This is a genomic window from Agrobacterium tumefaciens str. B6, assembly GCF_001541315.1.
Lineage (GTDB): Bacteria > Pseudomonadota > Alphaproteobacteria > Rhizobiales > Rhizobiaceae > Agrobacterium > Agrobacterium radiobacter.
Window position 1 is genome coordinate 141,066 of record NZ_LMVK01000052.1, and the last position, 18,102, is coordinate 159,167.

The 18,102-nt window shown below is 58.3% G+C and carries 23 protein-coding genes and 2 pseudogenes; 20 read left to right on the plus strand and 5 right to left on the minus strand.

Annotated features, from left to right (window positions below; all coding sequences use genetic code 11):
• Positions 1-720: 720 nt before the first annotated feature.
• Positions 721-1,203 (plus strand): hypothetical protein, encoded by a 483-nt coding sequence (locus ASB65_RS26590; RefSeq protein ID WP_060725955.1) that lies wholly within the window; start codon positions 721-723, stop codon positions 1,201-1,203.
• Here the strand turns inward: ASB65_RS26590 and ASB65_RS26595 are convergent.
• Both ASB65_RS26595 and ASB65_RS26600 read right to left on the minus strand, forming a co-directional pair.
• Positions 1,200-1,844, minus strand: coding sequence for a response regulator (locus ASB65_RS26595; RefSeq protein WP_060725956.1), 645 nt, complete (start codon positions 1,842-1,844; stop codon positions 1,200-1,202). The genes ASB65_RS26590 and ASB65_RS26595 overlap by 4 nt on opposite strands.
• Positions 1,841-3,235: a sensor histidine kinase gene (locus ASB65_RS26600; RefSeq protein WP_060726019.1), complete on the minus strand. Its 1,395-nt coding sequence runs from the start codon at positions 3,233-3,235 to the stop codon at positions 1,841-1,843. The genes ASB65_RS26595 and ASB65_RS26600 overlap by 4 nt, the downstream gene beginning before the upstream one ends.
• Before the next feature lie 312 nt (positions 3,236-3,547).
• Between ASB65_RS26600 and ASB65_RS28810 the strand changes: the two genes are divergently transcribed.
• Positions 3,548-4,189 (plus strand): hypothetical protein, encoded by a 642-nt coding sequence (locus tag ASB65_RS28810; RefSeq protein WP_060725957.1) that lies wholly within the window; start codon positions 3,548-3,550, stop codon positions 4,187-4,189.
• Positions 4,190-5,330: 1,141 nt separating this feature from the next.
• On the opposite strand, the gene ASB65_RS26610 is transcribed toward ASB65_RS28810, so the two are convergent.
• Positions 5,331-5,681: a winged helix-turn-helix transcriptional regulator gene (locus ASB65_RS26610; protein WP_236734519.1), complete on the minus strand. Its 351-nt coding sequence runs from the start codon at positions 5,679-5,681 to the stop codon at positions 5,331-5,333.
• A gap of 185 nt (positions 5,682-5,866) precedes the next feature.
• Here ASB65_RS26610 and ASB65_RS26615 point away from each other — a divergent pair, with 185 nt between their 5' ends.
• Genes ASB65_RS26615 through ASB65_RS27955 form a run of 4 tightly spaced genes read left to right on the plus strand, consistent with a single transcriptional unit; the run spans position 5,867 to position 7,295 of the window.
• Entirely contained in the window at positions 5,867-6,466 is a 600-nt protein-coding gene (locus ASB65_RS26615) for a flavodoxin family protein (RefSeq protein WP_060725958.1), read from the plus strand.
• Positions 6,463-6,858, plus strand: coding sequence for a nuclear transport factor 2 family protein (locus ASB65_RS26620; protein WP_065694965.1), 396 nt, complete (start codon positions 6,463-6,465; stop codon positions 6,856-6,858). The genes ASB65_RS26615 and ASB65_RS26620 overlap by 4 nt, the downstream gene beginning before the upstream one ends.
• Before the next feature lies 1 nt (position 6,859).
• Complete coding sequence (locus tag ASB65_RS26625) at positions 6,860-7,075, plus strand: tautomerase family protein (protein WP_060725959.1); 216 nt, start codon at positions 6,860-6,862, stop codon at positions 7,073-7,075.
• Positions 7,035-7,295, plus strand: coding sequence for a DUF6910 family protein (locus ASB65_RS27955; RefSeq protein WP_174014746.1), 261 nt, complete (start codon positions 7,035-7,037; stop codon positions 7,293-7,295). The genes ASB65_RS26625 and ASB65_RS27955 overlap by 41 nt, the downstream gene beginning before the upstream one ends.
• A gap of 45 nt (positions 7,296-7,340) precedes the next feature.
• Here the strand turns inward: ASB65_RS27955 and ASB65_RS26630 are convergent, their stop codons facing one another.
• Complete coding sequence (locus tag ASB65_RS26630; protein WP_060725960.1) at positions 7,341-7,865, minus strand: DUF6428 family protein; 525 nt, start codon at positions 7,863-7,865, stop codon at positions 7,341-7,343.
• Between the two features lie 41 nt (positions 7,866-7,906).
• Between ASB65_RS26630 and ASB65_RS26635 the strand changes: the two genes are divergently transcribed.
• The 5 genes and pseudogenes from ASB65_RS26635 to arsC form a co-directional block, all read left to right on the plus strand.
• Entirely contained in the window at positions 7,907-8,260 is a 354-nt protein-coding gene (locus ASB65_RS26635) for an ArsR/SmtB family transcription factor (RefSeq protein WP_060725961.1), read from the plus strand.
• Entirely contained in the window at positions 8,257-8,784 is a 528-nt protein-coding gene (locus ASB65_RS26640) for an arsenate reductase ArsC (RefSeq protein ID WP_060725962.1), read from the plus strand. Before ASB65_RS26635 ends, ASB65_RS26640 begins: the two co-directional genes overlap by 4 nt.
• Positions 8,781-9,224 carry an arsenic resistance N-acetyltransferase ArsN2 gene (arsN2, locus tag ASB65_RS26645; RefSeq protein ID WP_060725963.1) on the plus strand — a complete coding sequence of 148 codons (444 nt, stop codon included), beginning with the start codon at positions 8,781-8,783 and terminating at the stop codon, positions 9,222-9,224. The genes ASB65_RS26640 and arsN2 overlap by 4 nt, the downstream gene beginning before the upstream one ends.
• A 5-nt stretch (positions 9,225-9,229) precedes the next feature.
• On the plus strand, positions 9,230-10,270 hold the full coding sequence (gene arsB / locus ASB65_RS26650) for an ACR3 family arsenite efflux transporter (RefSeq protein ID WP_060725964.1): 1,041 nt from the start codon (positions 9,230-9,232) through the stop codon (positions 10,268-10,270).
• 4 nt (positions 10,271-10,274) lie between these two features.
• Positions 10,275-10,692, plus strand: a pseudogene (arsC, locus tag ASB65_RS26655) (arsenate reductase (glutaredoxin)); the annotation flags it as partial.
• A 131-nt stretch (positions 10,693-10,823) separates the two neighbouring features.
• Here the strand turns inward: arsC and ASB65_RS26660 are convergent.
• A complete protein-coding gene (locus ASB65_RS26660) occupies positions 10,824-11,048 on the minus strand; it encodes a hypothetical protein (RefSeq protein WP_080868742.1) in 225 nt (74 codons plus the stop codon).
• A gap of 38 nt (positions 11,049-11,086) precedes the next feature.
• Between ASB65_RS26660 and ASB65_RS26665 the strand changes: the two are divergent.
• The 9 genes and pseudogenes from ASB65_RS26665 to ASB65_RS26705 form a co-directional block, all read left to right on the plus strand.
• A pseudogene (locus ASB65_RS26665) lies at positions 11,087-11,368 on the plus strand (IS110 family transposase); the annotation flags it as partial.
• Between the two features lie 187 nt (positions 11,369-11,555).
• Positions 11,556-11,963 (plus strand): low affinity iron permease family protein, encoded by a 408-nt coding sequence (locus tag ASB65_RS26670; RefSeq protein WP_060725966.1) that lies wholly within the window; start codon positions 11,556-11,558, stop codon positions 11,961-11,963.
• Positions 11,964-12,069: 106 nt separating this feature from the next.
• Positions 12,070-12,687, plus strand: a complete 618-nt coding sequence (locus ASB65_RS26675; RefSeq protein WP_060725967.1) for a flavodoxin family protein — start codon at positions 12,070-12,072, stop codon at positions 12,685-12,687.
• 322 nt (positions 12,688-13,009) lie between these two features.
• Positions 13,010-13,327, plus strand: coding sequence for a hypothetical protein (locus ASB65_RS26680; RefSeq protein ID WP_060725968.1), 318 nt, complete (start codon positions 13,010-13,012; stop codon positions 13,325-13,327).
• A gap of 28 nt (positions 13,328-13,355) precedes the next feature.
• Positions 13,356-13,958, plus strand: a complete 603-nt coding sequence (locus ASB65_RS26685) for a general stress protein (RefSeq protein WP_060725969.1) — start codon at positions 13,356-13,358, stop codon at positions 13,956-13,958.
• Between the two features lie 74 nt (positions 13,959-14,032).
• The gene (catE, locus tag ASB65_RS26690) at positions 14,033-16,189 is read left to right on the plus strand and encodes a catalase C (RefSeq protein ID WP_060725970.1); all 2,157 of its coding nucleotides are present in this window, start codon (positions 14,033-14,035) and stop codon (positions 16,187-16,189) included.
• A 42-nt stretch (positions 16,190-16,231) separates the two neighbouring features.
• Complete coding sequence (locus ASB65_RS26695) at positions 16,232-16,732, plus strand: ferritin-like domain-containing protein (protein ID WP_060725971.1); 501 nt, start codon at positions 16,232-16,234, stop codon at positions 16,730-16,732.
• A 76-nt stretch (positions 16,733-16,808) separates the two neighbouring features.
• A complete protein-coding gene (locus ASB65_RS26700; protein WP_060725972.1) occupies positions 16,809-17,468 on the plus strand; it encodes a DUF6766 family protein in 660 nt (219 codons plus the stop codon).
• 9 nt (positions 17,469-17,477) lie between these two features.
• The gene (locus tag ASB65_RS26705; protein WP_060725973.1) at positions 17,478-18,101 is read left to right on the plus strand and encodes a cysteine hydrolase family protein; all 624 of its coding nucleotides are present in this window, start codon (positions 17,478-17,480) and stop codon (positions 18,099-18,101) included.
• Position 18,102 lies beyond the last annotated feature (1 nt).

Genomic DNA, 18,102 nt, shown 5'->3' on the forward strand with positions numbered 1-18,102 from the left:
GATCTGGCCAACCGGAGCACCAGCTTGCGGAAGTACTGCCAACTCTGATCGCCGAAGATGTCGTTTCGTTTCTCGCCTTCCGCCGGACACCGCCGCTTCCCCAGGAAGTACGCGAGATTGCAAAACGGCGAGTGGCAAAAACGCTAGCTGTGACGGACGTCGAGGGCACAAGGATCGATCCTGCCCCTGCCATCAAATTCTGGTGTCATGAGGCAATCCAGGCGGATCGCAGTCGCTTGTTGTGCCTATGACGATTGCCAATGATATTATCCTCGATCTGGCGCCCATCGATAACGGGCGGTCGTTACAGTCGCTGAGCGAGTTCAAATCGTTCCGGGCATCGTCACGTCTGACTGTCGGGTAAGAGTGCACCGTGAAGTTACTAACGATTTACGCTGACTATACGCTGACAAACCGACGACGCCCGCTTCGAAGAGGCCGTCCGGGGAAGGCCTAAGTTCTTTGAACAGTGCGTTGGCCTTATGTTTTTCTGAGTCTGCTCTCCCACTCCAGGGCGCCGGCGTCCGACCTTGGTCTGATCGAAGGGCGACGAAAGGTTTCTCACGTGTCTGCTGAAGTCCCGTGAGACCTTTTCTCGCATGTTTGGACTTGACCCTCCGAGGTGCATTGACAACTTGTACGGTCTCAGAGTTATGCCCATCGGTGCGGTCAGATTTCCGCTTGCCTCGGCATACAGATCCAACCCAAAGGAGGCCGGATGTGTTACCAAGCCGCAATTTGATCGCCGTTTTCCCGTGTTTGCTGTTGACCCTATTCAACACGGCTCTTCCCTATACGATTGATTTTCACGGTTTCTCCGCTGCAATTCACGAGCAGGTGGCTGAGGCCGGAAACGGTAACGGTGGTGGCAATGGCGGCGGTGGGGGCAGCGGAGGCAATGGAGGGGGTAGCGGGAACGGAGGCAGCAACGGTAACAGTGGCGGCAACGGCAATGGTAATTCAGGCGGCAAGGGAAATAGTAACAGCCAGTCGTCGGGCACCGGAAATGCTGCGAAAAGCCAGGCCGGTCTCGACGACGCGGCGAATGGAGGTCGCGGTACTCTGACTGTTCGCCATAAGGATGGCATCAGCGAAAGCGTTCAGCGCGGCCGATACGTGATGAAGGATGCAAAGGGCAGAACAATCGTCAATCGCGATGCAACAGTCTCTGACGAGGAGCGGCTCAGGGCCTTCCTCCGCTAACGGCGCCGGTCAATCTCGTCACGAAATGCCATCGCGGCTTCCGTCCGGTTGCTCACGCCGAGCTTGGTAAAGATTTGCGTCATGTGATGCTTTATAGTCTTTTCGTGCAGATCCAGTTTCAGCCCGATATGTTTGTTGCTCAATCCGGCAGATGCCAGCTCCAGCACCTCCCGTTCCCGCTCCGTGAGTGCGGTGAAGGCATTAGACCGGGTGCCTGACCCGGTTTGCGAAATCAGACGTGCAGACAGTGTCGGAGCGACGTAACTGTCGCCTGCCGCGACGCTTCGAATGATATCAGCGAGTGCACGGGACCCGACTCCTTTCAGGACGTAACCCTTCGCTCCACTCCTTAGAGCTGTCATGACGTCATCGCCTGCCTCGGAAACCGTCAGCATCACGATCTTCTGGCCCGGGATCTGTTCAAGTATGAGCGGGACAGCTTCCAGCCCGCCTCCAGGCATGGAGATATCGAGCAGCAGAATGTCCGGCCGGTGCTCCGCCGCTATGCGCAGCGCATCGTCCCTGTTGCTACCCTCGCCAACGACCTTGAATTCGTCCATTTCGGTCAGGCTTCGGATAACGCCTTCCCTGAAGAGAGGGTGATCGTCCACAACTGCCAGACTGATTTGCTGCGCTGTCATGCCTGCTCCATTTCCTCGATGTTAAGCGACATTCGCACGATGGTTCCACGATCGGACGAAAAGAGATGGAAGACACCGCCCAGGCTTTCAACGCGGTCCCTAAGACCCGCGAGGCCGAGTTTCTCGGGTGCAACGTCGCTCATTCGGAAGCCGTGCCCTTCGTCTGCCACTTCGACCATAACGAGGCTGCCTTCGGAAGATTGCGTAACCTTTTGTCCAATGCCGCCCGCATGTCGATAGCCGTTGTTCAGGGCCTCCTGAACAAAACGATAGATACAGATCTTTGCAGCCCTGGAAAGATATGCCGGTGTTTTGTTGAGTAAGAGGTCGACAGTGACGCCCGTGCGCTGCTCATGGGCAAGAATCGCGCGCTTCAGCAACTCGGCAAGGCTGTCCGTTTCTATATGCGGCAACATCAACCCGCTGCAAATGCCCCTGATTTCTGTCATGGCGTCATCGAGGCTTGTCTTGATGTTCGTCAAGGATGCTTCCCGCTCCTCGGCGGGAGTGCGAGGGTCGGCGAGCTTCGGACTGTCAAGGCGCAAGGATGCATAGGCGACCAATTGTGCGGGACCGTCGTGCAGGTCGGCACCGATGCGGCGCAAGTAACTCTCGTTGAGGGACGTGGCCCTTTGTGTCGCACGCTGAACACGCGCGCGTAAGGCCTCGTTCTGCCGCAGCAGGGCGGAGAGTTCACCGATGCGGTCATTGAGGGCTTTGCGCTGGCTGTCGATGGTTCGGCTTCCACGCAGGACTAGAATCGACAAGAGGCCAAAAAATGTGGTCGTGAACGCCGCGACCGCGAGCCAGCTCAGGAGGCGGGCCTGATTGAGACTCCATTCGAATTCATTGGCGATCTCGAAAAATTCAGAGACGGCGACGACCTTGCCCGACCATGGCTGCAGGACCGGATTGTAGATTTGCAGAAGTGGCTTTTCGCTATCACGTTCGGCGTCGCTCTCGACGCCGTCGATCCGATTGAACCTCGCTGTCATCTGTCCGGTAAAGGCCGTTTTGAGGTCACCGGAAAGCGGGAGCTGCTTGCCGGAAAGGTTCTTTTCGCTGGAATAGAGAATCGTACCGTCGCTGCGCCAGAGCCGGAACGAAAACAGTCGTTTTCCAAGTGCGCCTTGGCCAAGGGTCTCATCCAGGGCCCGCGTTATCGAATCGTCCAGGGCTTGGGTGGTTTGCATGTCAGGCAAAAGAGGTGCAATCACGCTGTCGACGTAAAGCGCGGTCGTTGCCGCGGAGTTACGTGTCACGGCGTTTTCGATCAGGCTGGCAACAAAATAGCCCACGACCACCATCGCGCAGATCGCGACAAAACCGCCCGCAAGCAGGAACTGCCGTGCGAGTGACTGGGAATTCCAGCGTTGCACCGGGCTGGTCATCGACGCCTTGTAGCTAGGACCTGTCCGCAGAATGCGCATTATCAGCACTCATCTCCCAATCCTTTATAGCTACCCCGTTAACGCAAGGTGTCAACCGTGCGGGGAGGCACAGGTTTCGCCAAGAGGAGCCTGTCGTCCGGTCCATACAATCAGCGACCATCGGTCGCGATCAATCGGACTATGGTCCAAGTGCCCAAGGCATAGGTCGGAGTGGAGTAGAAACCGGAGATTTCGGCAATATTGTAGTGCGTAACGATTTACTGGCACCGCGGCTCGGCGCAAGCGGTGACCGACTTTGAAAAGGACCTGCACATGAAAATCTCCTCGCTGATCGGTCCCGCAAGCCTTGGGCTTGTCCTGGCCCTTGCCCCCATGGGGGGAGATACTCCCGGCTTCACGCACGCGGCATTTGCGAAGGACGGGAACGGCGGTGGTAACGGCGGCGGCAATGGCGGTGGTAATGGGGGAGGGAACGGCGGTGGCAACGGGGGAGGCCATGGCGGCGGGAAATCCGGCGCCGGCGAAAGCCGCGCGTCCTCGAATTCATCCGCGCACAAGGGCTCTTCGGCATCATTGAAATCGCATCATTCCAACAAACCCTCAAAAACTCATGCCGGGACATCGAAAACGCACAGCGCGAAGCCCGGCACTGGCAGTCTCAATTCGATGAAGAGAAATTATCATGCTTACCTGAATTCCAGCGACCCCAAGATGGCAGCGCTTGCGGCCTACGTGAAGGCATATGCGGAATTCGAAATTCAGTACGGGGTGACGGCCGTGCCCACAGATCCCGCGCTTAGCGAAACTGCCCTTGTTTCGGCACTGGAACAGCTGGCAAACCGGCCGGTGACCGACGAGGAGCTTGCCGAAGCGAAGAGCATTTTAGGCGCTGGAACAGATACAGGGAAAATCGCAGAGGTTCGCGACGCTCTCGAACAAGAAGACGGAAATTGAGAGGCAGCCGGAAAGGACCAGGACCTGCCCTCGTCTGCGATCGGTACCCCAGGTTCGCGGCTGCGAGTTCTCTGTCCTGCGCCTAGAGAGTTTGTGTCGATCGACGCCATTTGATTGCCGGAGTAATGACCGGCATCATCGCCGGAACAAGTGGCCCGCCGCCAGCTTGATCCGGCGATGTCATATAAGCGACCCACATGTCGTGAATACCTCCGATCGATTGGCTGTCGCGAGCAGGCGAACGCTCCCGATATCGATCCAATGAGAATCTCGTAGTCAATATCTGTGTTGGCAACCTGCTCTCGACACTGTCGCAGCGGTGCGGGACCCATGGCTGGCCCGCCGCAGCCGCCAATGGTGACACGGCTGTGGTCGTATTGAGTGAGAGGCTGACCATCGCACAGCGTGGCGCACCGAGCTCTTATGAGACTATTCCAGGCCTCGCCGTAACGGCTCTTTGTTATGTGGAGGCCATTTGTGCGGCTCTGAAGCGGGAAGGTGCCGACGATGGCAAGTTCGGAGAACTGGGAGGGCGATCGGATCGCTTTCCGATATCGCTGCAGCACCGCCGGCTCCTGTCCTTGGCCGAGGCAACGGTTGAAACCCTCTGGCGTGAATTAATCGAGACTTGGGTGATCGCCCAGCATGTAAATGGTCAGAGGCGCGCAACGGTGATGGCACCCAGCGCCTGCGGCTTGCGCTCGGCGACAACGGTTGGCTCAGGATCCACAAGCGCGTGAGCGGTCCGTTCGGGCCGACGCCCGATCGACTGCTCTGCCCTTTCCCTCGCATCTCAGGGCGGCATGATCGTCCGTGACGATTCTGATGTGGAGCCGCGGTTCCTAGCAGGAAGATCTTGAGCGGAGACTACGCGCAAGCTCCTCAGACAGCGTGACCAACCTCAGTCAGTTGATTGAGCATTACCGCGTCGGCCGGAGGTCAAGGGCGTACCGCCAATCTACTAAGAATTTCGAACCTGGCGGGATACCCCTGTTCGTGGATCGGCCATGGCGGGCAAGCTACTGGGCAGAAAACAGCTAATTCAACCTGATAGAGAAGTCGTTTACGAGTCGTAAGTTCGACTCCTTTCAAGAGCAAAAAGGCCGTATACTGCGTTGTCGTTGCATCGCTTGCCCTGCCGTTAGCGTGATTGGCTATTGGCAGCGTTTGCCTCTTCAGGCTCTTGAGCCTCAGCACCAAGAAGAGCTCTGCCTTCGTGTGTTCCTTTCAGCTTCTCACCTACCGAAACGATCGCGGCGATGGCAGGGATAAGCTCCATTCCTAGTAAGGTCAGTTGATACTCGACCGAGGGAGGGGATGTTGGGAGAACATTCCTTGTCACGACGCCCCGCTCCTCAAGCTCACGTAGGCGCTGCGTTAAGACCTTTGCCGAAATCGGCGGAATATCGACTCTCAGTTCACTGAAGCGCCTCGGGCCTGCCCTCAAGTACCAGATGATATTTGGCGTCCATGCCGCGCCGATCACGCCCATGCACTCTGTGAGCGAGCACGAAGCTGGCGGCGAGGGGCTTCGATTTTTTCTGACCTTCAATGACATAAAAATAGGTTACCAGTGCGAAACCTGGAAATCAAGAAACCAAGAGAATGTAAGTTTACTTTGGTAACCGAAATCCACATGTTTCGTCTTGTTAGTTTCAACGGCAGCAGGAGAACAACATGCCCAACATAGCCATCATCTACCATTCCGGCTTTGGTCACACACGTGTGCAAGCGGAGGCCGTGATGGGAGGCGTCCGCCAGGTCAATGGTGTGGAGGTAACGCTGATTTCTGTCGAGCACTATGAGGCGCATTGGGATCAGCTGGATGAAGCCGATGCAATCGTGTTCGGCTCCCCGACCTACATGGCCGGCCCGTCTGCCCCATTCAAGGCATTTTTGGACGCAACGTCGTCTCGCTGGGCCGATCAGCGATGGAAAGATAAGCTCGCAGCAGGGTTCACAAACTCTGCCGGGATGAACGGCGACAAGCTGAACACGTTGCAGCAGTTTTCTCTGTTCGCCATGCAGCACGGAATGGTTTGGGTTGGTCTTGGCCTTCTTCCGGGCAATCACACTTCGACCGGCTCTGAAAATGACATGAACAGGCTTGCCTCTTTCCTCGGTGCCATGGCGCAGAGCAATGCAGATCAGGGGGCAGACGTCGTACCAGGGGCGTCAGATCGCGAAACCGCCCGATACCTGGGACGACGCGTGGCGGAAGCGTCCTTGCGCTGGCGCGTTGGCTCTCTTCAGGCAAGTCTGGAGGCTACGGCATGATGAATGATCTCGATGAGATGGCAGCAGTTTATCAGGTTGTCCAGGTCTACTTTGATGCTCTGTATGAAGCAGATGCTACACGCATGGCGGAGGTAATGCTGCCAGCCGCGGTGTATGCGACCGCCGCTGAGGGTGACCTTCTTCACCGAACCCAGCCTGAATATCTGGCCGTTCTGGCGAAACGTGAGCCCCCCGCTCAGCGCAACGAGATGCGACGCGACAAAGTCGTCTCGGTGCAATTCGCAGGACGATCCACCGCGCTCGTCGTGGCGAACTGTGCAATCGGCAATCGCTATTTCACGGACCTCCTCACCCTGGTTCAGTTGCGTGGCCGCTGGTGGATTATCGCCAAAGTATTTGACTTCGAACTTGTGGAAGAGAGGGGAGCCTAGCATGCCATACATTAAAGTTGAGATCACCAAAGAGGGTGCGACTGACGCGCAGAAGGCCGCCGTCATCAAGGGGATCACTGACGTCTTGAGCGACGTTCTGGGCAAGGATCCCGCAACAACTTTCGTTGTTATCGATGAGGTTGCCTTGCCGAACTGGGGTATAGGCGGTCTGCCAGTTGCCGACTACCGCGCAAGCAAAATGCCGGGCCGACGCTGATACCGACGACGCATATCTTGATGGTTACTGCGTAGGGGCCGCGGTCGGGATCGCTGACAAAGATGGGCGGTTGCTCTCGCTGCACCAGCTTGAACAGCCATACAAGGTGGCGGGCGTCAGCGCTCAAATGGAGAATGACACGCTGTACCTGCTTCTCGTCACAAATGCGGACGACGCCGCAACACCGGCAAAGCTCCTGTCGGCTTCCTTTCCCCTGTAGCGCTGCGGACCTCTCATTATACGGACGCCAGGTTGCGCTGCGACTTTATCCGCAGCAGGTGTTTTGGGCGGCGCTCGCTCCGCAACATGCCTGTGTTGTCTTCCGGGTCTCCTGTTCCAGCCAACGATCGCGCGGCTTGCAGCTTGCCGGACGCGGCGCAAGTTCAACATGCAGTGCGCCATCGCGAAACCTTGGCATCGATGCGCTGTAGAGCTGCATTGGCCGGGTCCCATCGCTCACCTCAAAGGTCAGTTTCGCTGATCCATCCAGTTGCACATGCTCGGAGACTTTGCGGATGATTGCCGCGAACTTGGCCACTGGCATATGTGTGCGGTCGCCTTCCTCAATGTCCCACAACTGCACGAAGATTTCCGACCAGGCTTCCGGGTTGGCGCCGCAATCAAGTGCGGCGAACTGGCCCGCTTTCACCTCGGTCACATGGTAACCAGGTTTCACCAGCCGGCCGTCGTAGGAAAAGATCAGCGGCACATCGCCAACATCGTCGATGGTGTCCAGCAGGCGGCCGAGGCTTATGTCCAGTTCCAAAAGGGACTTGTAGATTGCATTCATTTCGGCTACTCCTGATTCAATAATTCAAGGATTGTAGAAATATGAAAGAACGTCAAGCCCTCATGTCATTTGCAGCGCTGTCGCAAGAAACCCGGCTGCATATCGTGCGGATGCTCGTGGTCGCAGGGCCTGAGGGCATGGCCGCCGGGGTCGTCGCCGAGAAGGCTGAGGTCTCACCATCAAACGTCTCGTTTCACCTGAAGGAGCTGGAGCGCGCTGGTCTGATCAATCAGAAGCGCGAGGCCCGTTCGATGATCTACACCGCCAACTATGACGGCCTCGGTGCCCTGATCCGCTTCCTGATGGAAGACTGCTGCGCCGGCCATCCCCAAATCTGCGCACCAGCGGCGGAGGTCGCCACCTGCTGCGCACCAGCCATGGAGAAGCTGCAATGACCGATCGTATTTACAACGTCCTGTTCCTCTGCACCGGGAATTCCGCCCGCTCGATCCTGGCGGAATCCATTCTCAATGGCGAGGGCAGGGGCCGGTTCAAAGCCTATTCCGCCGGTAGTCAACCCAAGGGTGAGGTTCACCCGTTGGCGCTCGATACGCTGCGCGGCCTCGGCTACGATAGCGTTGGCTTCAGTTCCAAGAGTTGGGACGTCTTTGCTGAGCCCGGCGCGCCGCAGATGGATTTCATCTTCACGGTCTGCGACAACGCCGCCGGCGAGGCTTGCCCGGTCTGGATCGGCCACCCCATGACCGCCCATTGGGGGGTCGAGGATCCGGCCGCCGTCGAAGGCTCGCTCATCGAGAGGGGCCAGGCGTTCTCCCAGGCCGCCCGGTTCCTCAAGAACCGCATTACCGCGTTTTTGAGCCTACCCTTTTCGTCGATCGACAAGCTGGCGCTGGAAACCCAGCTGCGCACCATCGGTGCGATGGAAGGTTCAACCAACCGGCGGAGCGATGTCGCGTGAGCTGGCAGCTGGATCTGCAGCCGGTCGCCGGAACCGATGGCGACCTTCTGGCGGCCCTGCAAGCTGCCAGTCTGCCAACCGACGATCTCACCGAAAGCGGACGCAGCTTCTTCCAGCTGAGCGATCACGGCCGCAAGGTAGGTTTCGGCGGTCTTGAGATTTATGGTCAGCACGCCCTCCTACGCTCGGTGGTCGTGGTTCCGGAACATCGCGGGCGCGGCTACGGCGTCGCCGTAACCAATCTCGTGCTTGACCAAGCGATGGGTCATGGCGTCCGCACCGTCTATCTTCTGACGGACACGGCGACATCCTTTTTTGAACGCCTCGGGTTCGCCCAGATTGATCGCGCGGCTGCACCCGCCGCCATTCTGCAGACCCGCCAGGCAGCAAGCCTTTGTCCGGCATCTGCTGCACTGCTTGCCAAGATAATAATAGGGTGAAGTCGATGTCTACGTTTGAACGCTACCTGAGCGTCTGGGTGTTCCTGTGCATTGTCGTCGGGGTTGCCCTCGGCCATGTCATGCCGGGCGTCTTCCGGGCCATCGGCACGGCCGAAGTCGCTAAGGTCAACCTGCCGGTCGCAGTGCTGATCTGGCTGATGATCATCCCGATGCTGCTCAAGATCGACTTCGCATCCCTTAGCCAGGTTGGCCGCCACTGGCGCGGGATCGGCGTTACCTTGTTTATCAACTGGGCGGTGAAGCCATTCTCGATGGCGCTGCTCGGCTGGCTGTTCGTGGGTTATCTGTTCCGGCCGTATCTGCCGGTCGACCAGATCGACAGCTACATTGCCGGATTGATCATCCTCGCCGCTGCACCCTGCACGGCCATGGTCTTTGTTTGGTCGAACCTGACCAAGGGCGAGCCGCATTTCACGCTGTCGCAGGTGGCGCTGAACGACACCATCATGGTCGTCGCCTTTGCGCCAATCGTCGCCCTGCTGCTGGGTCTCTCAGCCATCACCGTGCCGTGGGATACGCTGATCCTGTCGGTGGTGCTCTATATCGTCCTGCCGGTGATCGCGGCACAGGTCCTGCGCCGGGTTACAGACGCCAACCGCCTCGGCGCCAGGCTGCAGCCGGTGTCCCTGGTGGCATTGCTCGCGACGCTGGTGCTTCTGTTCGCCTTCCAGGGCGAGCAGATCATCGCGCAACCGGGCGTCATCGCGCTGCTCGCCGTGCCGATCCTGATCCAGGTCTATTTCAACTCGGGCCTGGCCTACCTGCTCAACCGCGCCACCGGGGAAGAGCATTGCGTGGCCGGTCCCTCGGCGCTGATCGGCGCTTCCAACTTCTTTGAACTGGCGGTGGCGGCAGCCATCAGCCTGTTCGGCTTTCATTCCGGGGCGGCCCTTGCCGCCGTCGTCGGCGTCCTCATCGAAGTGCCGGTGATGCTGTCGGTGGTCTGGATCGTCAACCGCAGCAAGGGCTGGTACGAGCGCGGCGCCGCCGTCCGGACGAACGCCACTACCATCAGAAGGGCATGACATCATGGACGTCATCATCTACCACAACCCCGACTGCGGCATCTCGCGCAACACGCTGGAGATGATCCGCAATGCCGGTATTGAGCCCACGGTCCTCGAATACCTGCGACCCCGCCAAGCCGGGAGCAGCTGGTCCGCATGATCGCCGACGCCGGCCTGACCGTCCGCGAGGTCATCCGCGAAAAGGGCACCCCTTTTGCCGAACTCGGCCTCGCCAACCCGAATCTGACCGACGACCTGCTGCTGGACGCGATGCTCAAGGATCCGATCCTGATCAACCGGCCATTCGTGGCGACGCCTCTGGGCACCCGTCTCTCGCGACCGTCCGAAGCGGTGCTAGACATCCTGCCCGACACCCACAAAGACGCCTTCACAAGGAAGACGGCGAGCAGGTCCTCGATGCGGAGGGAGAGCGCATTGTCCGATATGCCTGCCGCATCCCTGGCGCATTTGCGCCAGCCGGACCTGGACGCGTCAGTCTGGGCGATTGAAACGCGTCAGAGTTCGGAGCGCGAATGGGTCTGTATTTCCCCTTAGCGATCCAGAAAATGCTTTAGGACGGTCCGCTATCGGACTGGCGCAGGCCCGCTTCAACAAGCTCATCGAAGAAATCAACAATCAGATCAGCCACTTTTTCCGCTTCGCGTTCAGTCATGTAACGGGTGATCTCGACAGCGACGCGTTCGATGTCATCACGGCCCGGTCCGACATGGTCGAGAACTTCCCAAAGCTGATTGAGGATGTTGGTTATGGGATGGCCCGCCCTTTGCGAGAACATCGAGTATGATGTCTCGTCATTGGAAGAGGAGCCAGATCATGACGATTTCGATACTTGGCATCGACATAGGAAAAAACAGCTGCAGCGTTGTCGGAGTTGATGACGAAGGTTCGGTGATTGTCCGCCGAACGATGCGGCGTCAGACGCTCACTGAGTTTGTCGCAAGATGCCGGCGTGCATCATTGCTATGGAAGCATGCTTCGGCGCTCACCACCTTGGTCGACTCTTTGCGGCAGGAGGACACGACGTGCGACTGATGTCGCCCGAGTATGGTTCGCCCCTATATTAAAGCCCAGAAGAACGACGACAAGGATGCGGAGGGCAATCGGCTTTTTCTTCAAAGCATAAGTAAAGTTGGAAGCTCCGCGCTTCACTTTGCCGCTAACCCGGAACCGTCCGTATTCTCCTTTGTTAGTGTCATCTCGCGGCGCACATTACCGAACACCTGTGGGCGATTGACGGGCGTTTTGCGTCGGCATCTGTGTCAACAGTGAGGTGCAGCGCGCTATGAACAAGTTCTTTACCCTTTTTGCGAGTCGTATTGCGTCTTTTGCCGGCTCGCCGACGGCGTTTATCGTTGCGCTTGGTACGGTCCTCGTCTGGGGAGTAAGCGGGCCGTTGTTTGGCTTTTCGGAGGTGTGGCAACTGGTCATCAACACTGGCACGACCATTGTCACGTTTCTCATGATTTTCCTCGTGCAGAATTCACAGAACCGGGATTCCGCGGCGATGGAAGCAAAACTGGACGAGTTGTTGAGAGCCGTGGAGCAGGCGCGTGCGGATTTCATCGGGATCGAGCATCTCACGGAAGAAGAGATCGAGGACATCCGCGCTCGGCTCGAAAAAGAAAACGGCCCTGCAGGCGAGAAGCCTCCTCCCCATCACGCCATGGCGCGACTGCTTTCCCGACGTTAGGTCACGGCAGTTTTATCAAAGGGACGAGGCAATGGCGGCCCCATCTCAAGCGACATTGTCACCGAAAGCCAACATAGGGCGAAGCCCGCTGACAGGAGGAGCTAGCATGTCTCTCACGGCCCTGGCATTGAACGCAACACTCAAGTCATCGACGTCGGCGGAGCAATCGTCCACAGAAAGACTGCTGGCGTTGATCCTTGGGGAACTCACTGGTCAGGATGTTCGCACCGAAACGATCAGGCTTGCCGATCATGACGTCAAGGCCGGCGTGACCTCCGATGAAGGTGAGGGGGATGCCTGGCCGGCCATCCGCGAAAAGATCCTTGCCGCCGATATTCTCCTGTTGGGGACGCCCATATGGCTCGGACAGCCCTCGAGCGTATGCAAAAGGGCGCTGGAGCGCATGGATGCATTCCTGAACGAAACTGATGAACAGGGGCGGCTGGTTTCCTACGGCAAGGTTGCTGCGGTGGCGGTCGTCGGAAACGAGGATGGTGCGCACCACGTTTCGGCGGAAATCTTCCAAGCGCTGAATGACGTCGGCTTCACCATTCCGGCAAACGCGGTTGCCTATTGGGTGGGAGAGGCGATGGGTTCGGAGAATTTCATCGATCTCGATAAAACGCCGGACACCGTTAAAACCATGATCAGCATGCTTGTGCGCAACACGGTGCATCTGGCTGCGCTCCTCAAAAACCGCCAATATCCGGGCAGCGAGGTCTGAGTTCATTTCTTCCGGCCCGCTTGTCACCGGCTTGACTTCGCCTGTGATCGCAGTGAGCGCCTTGTCACTACTGCTGTCGCGGCTTTGTAGCCAAGAGCGCCGCCGCGTCACTGGTTTTGTTGTTATGTGGTCCGAAATTGCCGCTGCTGCGATCATCGCGCGAAACGGCATTTCTCCCAGCAATAATTATTTTCGGAACTCTATCCATGTCGGTTTGTTCGGGAGGCGTCCATGCCGGCCGGAGATGGGTTTCCCGTCTCTCGGAGGAAAGGTCCCAAAAGGAAGGCTGGAAATCCATGATCGAAAGCGGAGGAAAATCCAGATGAAGAAAACTGTTTTCGTTGCGTTGCTCCTGGGCGGCGGTGCGCTGTCGGCTTTCGCCCAGCAGGCGCCAACCGCCAATCCGGGTGGCGATACGCCGGCTGTCGCGACGCCGGACGCCAAGAATCCCACGGCTCCCGTTGAAGGCGCGAACAGCTTCACCGAAGCGCAGGCCAGGCAAAGGATGGAAGAGGCCGGTTACACACAGGTCAAGAACCTGACGAAGGACGACAAGGGTGTGTGGATGGCATCGGGCATGAAGGGCGGCAAGACCGTGGCCATAGCGCTCGATTATCAGGGCAACGTCGTCGCCAAGTAAGGCGCGGGATCTTTTTGGGAGAAATGACATGAGAACCGTAACCGGACTTTTTGATGACTATGATGATGCAAGCGCTGCCGTCAGTGAACTTGAGACGGCTGGCGTGCCATCGAGCGATATCAGTATCGTTGCCAGCAATGCCGACAGGCGGCACGGGGAGGATTCCAACGCCGCGGAAGGGGCAGGCGCAGGCGCAGGGATCGGCGCCGTGGTTGGGGGGGCGGGTGGTCTGCTCACCGGACTTGGGCTGATGGCAATCCCAGGCGTCGGGCCCGTTGTGGCCGCAGGCTGGTTTGCTGCAACGGCCGTTGGTGCAGCCGGCGGTGCGGTCGCTGGCGGCGCAGCCGGCGGGCTGATCGGCGCCATGACCCGCTCTGGCGTTTCCGAAGAGGACGCCAATGTTTATGCGGAAGGCGTCCGCAGGGGTGGCACGCTGGTGACGGCCAGAGTGGAGGATGAATTCGCGCCCGTGGCGGAAGATATTCTCAAGCGATCAAACCGGGTGGATCCGGTGGATCGCCGTGCGGCCTATCAGGAGCAGGGCTGGACGCGTTTCGACGACACACTAAATCCCTACGCGCTGGAAGACGTCGAAAGGGAACGAAACCGCTATCGCCGTTCGGCGAACTGACGGGAAGCCCCTCATCGTTAAGCAGGGCGCATGGCTCCGCCGTCGCCCCTTGCGGTCGTTTTTCAGGAGTTGATATGGCCAGCAAACCACCACAGTCCACCTCGTCTGCCCGCAAGGTAACGGCTGCGACGATCCACGATCAAAAGCTTCACCGGGCTACGGGCGGAGAACTGCATCAGACCGCGGTGGGCGATGATCCTGTCTTGACGACCGCCCAGGGCGGGCCGGTTGCCGACGACCAGAATTCGCTTCGGGTCGGTCCTCGCGGGCCACTCGTTGTGGATGACTTCCATTTCCGCGAAAAGATCTTCCACTTCGATCATGAGAGAATTCCCGAACGCGTGGTTCACGCCCGCGGCTACGGGGCGCATGGCTATTTCGAGACTTATGAATCCCTTGCCGCTCACACCAAGGCTGACCTGTTTCAACGGGCGGGGGAAAGGACCCCGGCCTTCGTGAGGTTCTCGACTGTTGCCGGCAACAAGGGCTCGGCCGACCTTGCGCGGGATGTGCGCGGTTTTGCCGTCAAGCTCTATACCAGGGAGGGAAACTGGGATCTCGTCGGCAACAATATCCCCGTCTTCTTCATTCAGGACGCCATCAAGTTTCCGGATCTCATACATGCCGCAAAGCAGGAGCCCGATCGCGCCTTTCCGCAGGCGCAAACGGCGCATGACACGTTCTGGGATTTTATCAGCCTCACGCCTGAAAGCATGAACATGGTCATGTGGATCATGTCCGACCGGACCATTCCACGGTCCTTCCGCTTCATGGAAGGCTTTGGCGTGCATACCTTCCGCCTCATCAATGCGAAGGAGCAATCGACCTTCGTCAAATTTCACTGGAAGCCGAAGCTTGGGTTGCAGTCGGTGGCGTGGAACGAAGCGGTCAAGATCAATGGTGCTGACCCCGATTTTCACCGGCGCGACCTCTGGGCCGCAATCCAGTCAGGCAATTTCCCGGAATGGGAATTACAAGTGCAGCTTTTCGACCAGGATTTCGCCGACAGTTTCGATTTCGACGTCCTCGATCCCACGAAGATCATTCCCGAGGAGATATTAGCGCCGAAACCTGTCGGCCGGCTGGTTCTCGATCGCATGCCGGAGAATTTCTTTGCGGAAACCGAACAGGTGGCGTTCATGACGCAGAACGTGCCGCCCGGCATAGATTTCAGCAATGATCCGCTGTTGCAGGGCCGGAACTTCTCCTATCTCGACACCCAGCTGAAACGGCTTGGCGGGCCAAACTTCACCCACCTGCCCATCAATGCGCCGAAGTGTCCCTTCGCGCATTTCCAGCAGGATGGCCATATGGCGATGCGCAACCCGACAGGACGGGCTAATTATCAGCCGAATTCCTTCGGGGAGGGGCCAAGGGAATCGCCGACGCGTGGTTTCCAGCATTTCGCAGTTGAAGAGCAGGGGACCAAGGCGAGGCTGCGGCCGGAAAGTTTTGCCGATCACTACAGCCAGGCACGGCAGTTCTACATCAGCCAGACCCCGCCTGAGCAACGCCATATCGCGTCGGCGCTCACCTTCGAACTCAGCAAGGTCGAAACAGTGATCATTCGCGAGAGGATGGTGTCGCATCTTCTCAATATCGACGAAACGCTTGCTGCAACGGTGGCGCAGAAGCTCGGCTTTAAGACCATGCCGAAACCCGCAGACGCGGCCATGCCGACTCGGCAGGATCTTGAGCCGTCGCCGGCGCTCAGCATCGTTCAACGGGGTCCCAAACGGTTTGAAGGCCGCAAGCTCGGCATTCTCATCACTGATGGCGTGGATGCGAAATTGCTGAAGGGGCTGACCCAGGCGGTTACCGCCGAAAAAGCCGTCCTCGAATTTGTCGCCCCCAAGGTTGGCGGTGTCACGGCGTCGGACGGCGCTTTCATCGAGGCCCACCACATGATCGATGGCGGTCCTTCGGTGCTTTTCGATGCCGTCGCGCTGCTGACATCGGGTGCGGCCATCGACGATCTTGTCAAGGAGGCGACGGCCCGGGATTTCGTTGCCGACGCGTTCCAGCATTGCAAGTTCATCGGCTACGACCAGTCGGCGCTGCCGTTACTGGAAATCGCTGGAATTGCCGATGCCATGGATGAGGGCGTTCTGCCTTTGCCGGGCGAAAGGGGACTTGCAGCCTTCGTGTCAGAACTTGGCAAGCTGCGGGTATGGGCTCGCGAACCCTCCGTCAAACTGGGCAAGGCCTCCCCACCCATCGATAAGAAATAACAATCCCCTACACAACTCACCACCAAGCAACAGGAGACTGAAATGGCTGAGAAGACATTGGAAGACCTTTTCCTCGATACGGTGAAAGATATTTATTTCGCTGAGCGGCAGATTCTGAAGGCGCTCCCCAAGATGGCGCGGGCCGCGCAATCAGCGGATCTGAAGGCCGCATTCGAAAAGCACAGAAACGAGACAGAGGTCCATGTGGAGCGTTTGCAGAATGTCTTTGAGCTGCTCGGCAAGCCGGCACGCGGCAAGACCTGCGAGGCGATCCAGGGCATCATCTCGGAAGGCGAGGAGATCATGGAGGAGTTCAAAGGCTCTCCAGCGCTCGATGCCGGGCTGATTTCGTCAGCGCAGGCCGTGGAACACTACGAGATCACCCGTTATGGCACTTTACGGACCTGGGCGGTCGAGCTTGGCATGAAGGAAGCGGCCAAGCTGTTCGAGCAGACACTTGGCGAAGAAAGCGCAACGGATACCGCTCTCTCGTCGCTTGCCCAGGCAAGCGCCAACATCAAGGGCAAGTCCAAGGCAGCGTGATCCATCACGCGGAAGCGCTGTTGAAACCGGTGGCGCTTCCGCTTTTGCAGTTGTCAATTTCATGCGAGGCTGAACCATGAGGCTGTTTCGCGACAATGGCTTGACGATCATCCTTGTCCTGGCTTCCCTGTTGACGATCGGTGGCATGCTCGCAACCGGATGGGCAGTTCACAATGAGGAGCTGGCGCAGCATCAAGCCTTGCCCCTCACGCTTTTTTCTTATGCAAAGAGCGGCCATTTTCTGTCTGCCCTGTTTGAGAACTGGGAGAGCGAGTTTCTCCAGATGTCGGCTTATGTCGTTCTGACTGCATTTCTTTTTCAAAAGGGCTCATCAGAATCGAAGGATCCCGATGAAGTTGCATCGCAGGACGAAGACCCCGAGCGAAAAGAAGATGATCCCGAGGCTCCATGGCCAGTGAAAGCTGGGGGACTTATCCGCACCATTTATTCCTATTCTCTGGGACTGGCGCTATTTTTCCTCTTTATCGTGAGTTTTGTCCTGCATCTGAAATACAGCGCAGACGCGGCGGCATTGGAAGCAGTCATGCATGGCGAGCCCGAGACAACGCTGTTTGCGCATCTGGGAAGTGTGGAATTCTGGTTCGAGTCTTTTCAGAACTGGCAATCCGAGTTTCTTTCGACGGCAGTTCTGGTCGTTCTTTCCATCTTCCTGCGCTTTCGCGGGTCGCCTGAATCAAAGCCCGTTACCGCCCCTCATGGTGAGACGGGCGGATAGGGGAGGGGAATGATCGAGTTTTCATCTGCGGGAGACTGGCGGCACCTGTGCGTCGATATGCAGCGTATTTTCGCCGAGGATACGCCATGGCACGTCGAATGGATGGACCGCATCAGCGAGCAAGTGGAGGCTGTCGTTCAAGGCGATCCCGCCCGCTGCATCTTCACCTGTTTTATTCCGCCGCAAACCGTCGCGGATGCCCCCGGCGCCTGGCGGGCCTACTATGAAAAATGGCCGATGATGACGCGCGAGGCATTGGCTCCAGAACTTGTGGAGGTCATTCCGCCGCTGTCACGCTACATACCGCCCGCGCGTATCTTCCGCAAAAGCGTCTATTCCCCGTGGCAATATGGAGGCTTGGGCGACATCCTGCGGAAAGAGCATGTCTCGACTGTGGTGATTACCGGCGGAGAAACCGATGTCTGCGTTCTCGCCACCGTATTAGGGGCGATAGATGACGGCTTTCACGTCATTCTGGTTGAAGACGCGCTGTGCAGCGGAAGGGACGCGACGCACGACGCCGCCTTAAAATTGCTGTCCGGCCGTTTTTCGACGCAGTTGCAGGTATGCGATACGGCAACCCTCCTTGCGGCACTTCCTTCGCAATCCGCTCCGCGATTGATGAGGCCCTAGC

Bases quoted from the DNA above. Each gene is read 5' to 3' on its own strand.
- ASB65_RS26610 (WP_236734519.1), bottom strand. From the start codon at position 5,681: ATGGGCGTGATCGGCGCGGCATGGACGCCAAATATCATCTGGTACTTG.
- catE (WP_060725970.1), top strand. From the start codon at position 14,033: ATGGCCAGCAAACCACCACAGTCCACCTCGTCTGCCCGCAAGGTAACG.
- ASB65_RS26705 (WP_060725973.1), top strand. From the start codon at position 17,478: ATGATCGAGTTTTCATCTGCGGGAGACTGGCGGCACCTGTGCGTCGAT.
- ASB65_RS26640 (WP_060725962.1), top strand. From the start codon at position 8,257: ATGACCGATCGTATTTACAACGTCCTGTTCCTCTGCACCGGGAATTCC.
- ASB65_RS26625 (WP_060725959.1), top strand. From the start codon at position 6,860: ATGCCATACATTAAAGTTGAGATCACCAAAGAGGGTGCGACTGACGCG.
- ASB65_RS26670 (WP_060725966.1), top strand. From the start codon at position 11,556: ATGAACAAGTTCTTTACCCTTTTTGCGAGTCGTATTGCGTCTTTTGCC.
- ASB65_RS26595 (WP_060725956.1), bottom strand. From the start codon at position 1,844: ATGACAGCGCAGCAAATCAGTCTGGCAGTTGTGGACGATCACCCTCTC.
- ASB65_RS26630 (WP_060725960.1), bottom strand. From the start codon at position 7,865: ATGAATGCAATCTACAAGTCCCTTTTGGAACTGGACATAAGCCTCGGC.
- ASB65_RS26660 (WP_080868742.1), bottom strand. From the start codon at position 11,048: ATGTTCTCGCAAAGGGCGGGCCATCCCATAACCAACATCCTCAATCAG.
- ASB65_RS26695 (WP_060725971.1), top strand. From the start codon at position 16,232: ATGGCTGAGAAGACATTGGAAGACCTTTTCCTCGATACGGTGAAAGAT.
- ASB65_RS28810 (WP_060725957.1), top strand. From the start codon at position 3,548: ATGAAAATCTCCTCGCTGATCGGTCCCGCAAGCCTTGGGCTTGTCCTG.
- ASB65_RS26685 (WP_060725969.1), top strand. From the start codon at position 13,356: ATGAGAACCGTAACCGGACTTTTTGATGACTATGATGATGCAAGCGCT.
- ASB65_RS26635 (WP_060725961.1), top strand. From the start codon at position 7,907: ATGAAAGAACGTCAAGCCCTCATGTCATTTGCAGCGCTGTCGCAAGAA.
- ASB65_RS26675 (WP_060725967.1), top strand. From the start codon at position 12,070: ATGTCTCTCACGGCCCTGGCATTGAACGCAACACTCAAGTCATCGACG.
- ASB65_RS26600 (WP_060726019.1), bottom strand. From the start codon at position 3,235: ATGACCAGCCCGGTGCAACGCTGGAATTCCCAGTCACTCGCACGGCAG.
- arsB (WP_060725964.1), top strand. From the start codon at position 9,230: ATGTCTACGTTTGAACGCTACCTGAGCGTCTGGGTGTTCCTGTGCATT.
- ASB65_RS26680 (WP_060725968.1), top strand. From the start codon at position 13,010: ATGAAGAAAACTGTTTTCGTTGCGTTGCTCCTGGGCGGCGGTGCGCTG.
- ASB65_RS26700 (WP_060725972.1), top strand. From the start codon at position 16,809: ATGAGGCTGTTTCGCGACAATGGCTTGACGATCATCCTTGTCCTGGCT.
- ASB65_RS26615 (WP_060725958.1), top strand. From the start codon at position 5,867: ATGCCCAACATAGCCATCATCTACCATTCCGGCTTTGGTCACACACGT.
- ASB65_RS26620 (WP_065694965.1), top strand. From the start codon at position 6,463: ATGATGAATGATCTCGATGAGATGGCAGCAGTTTATCAGGTTGTCCAG.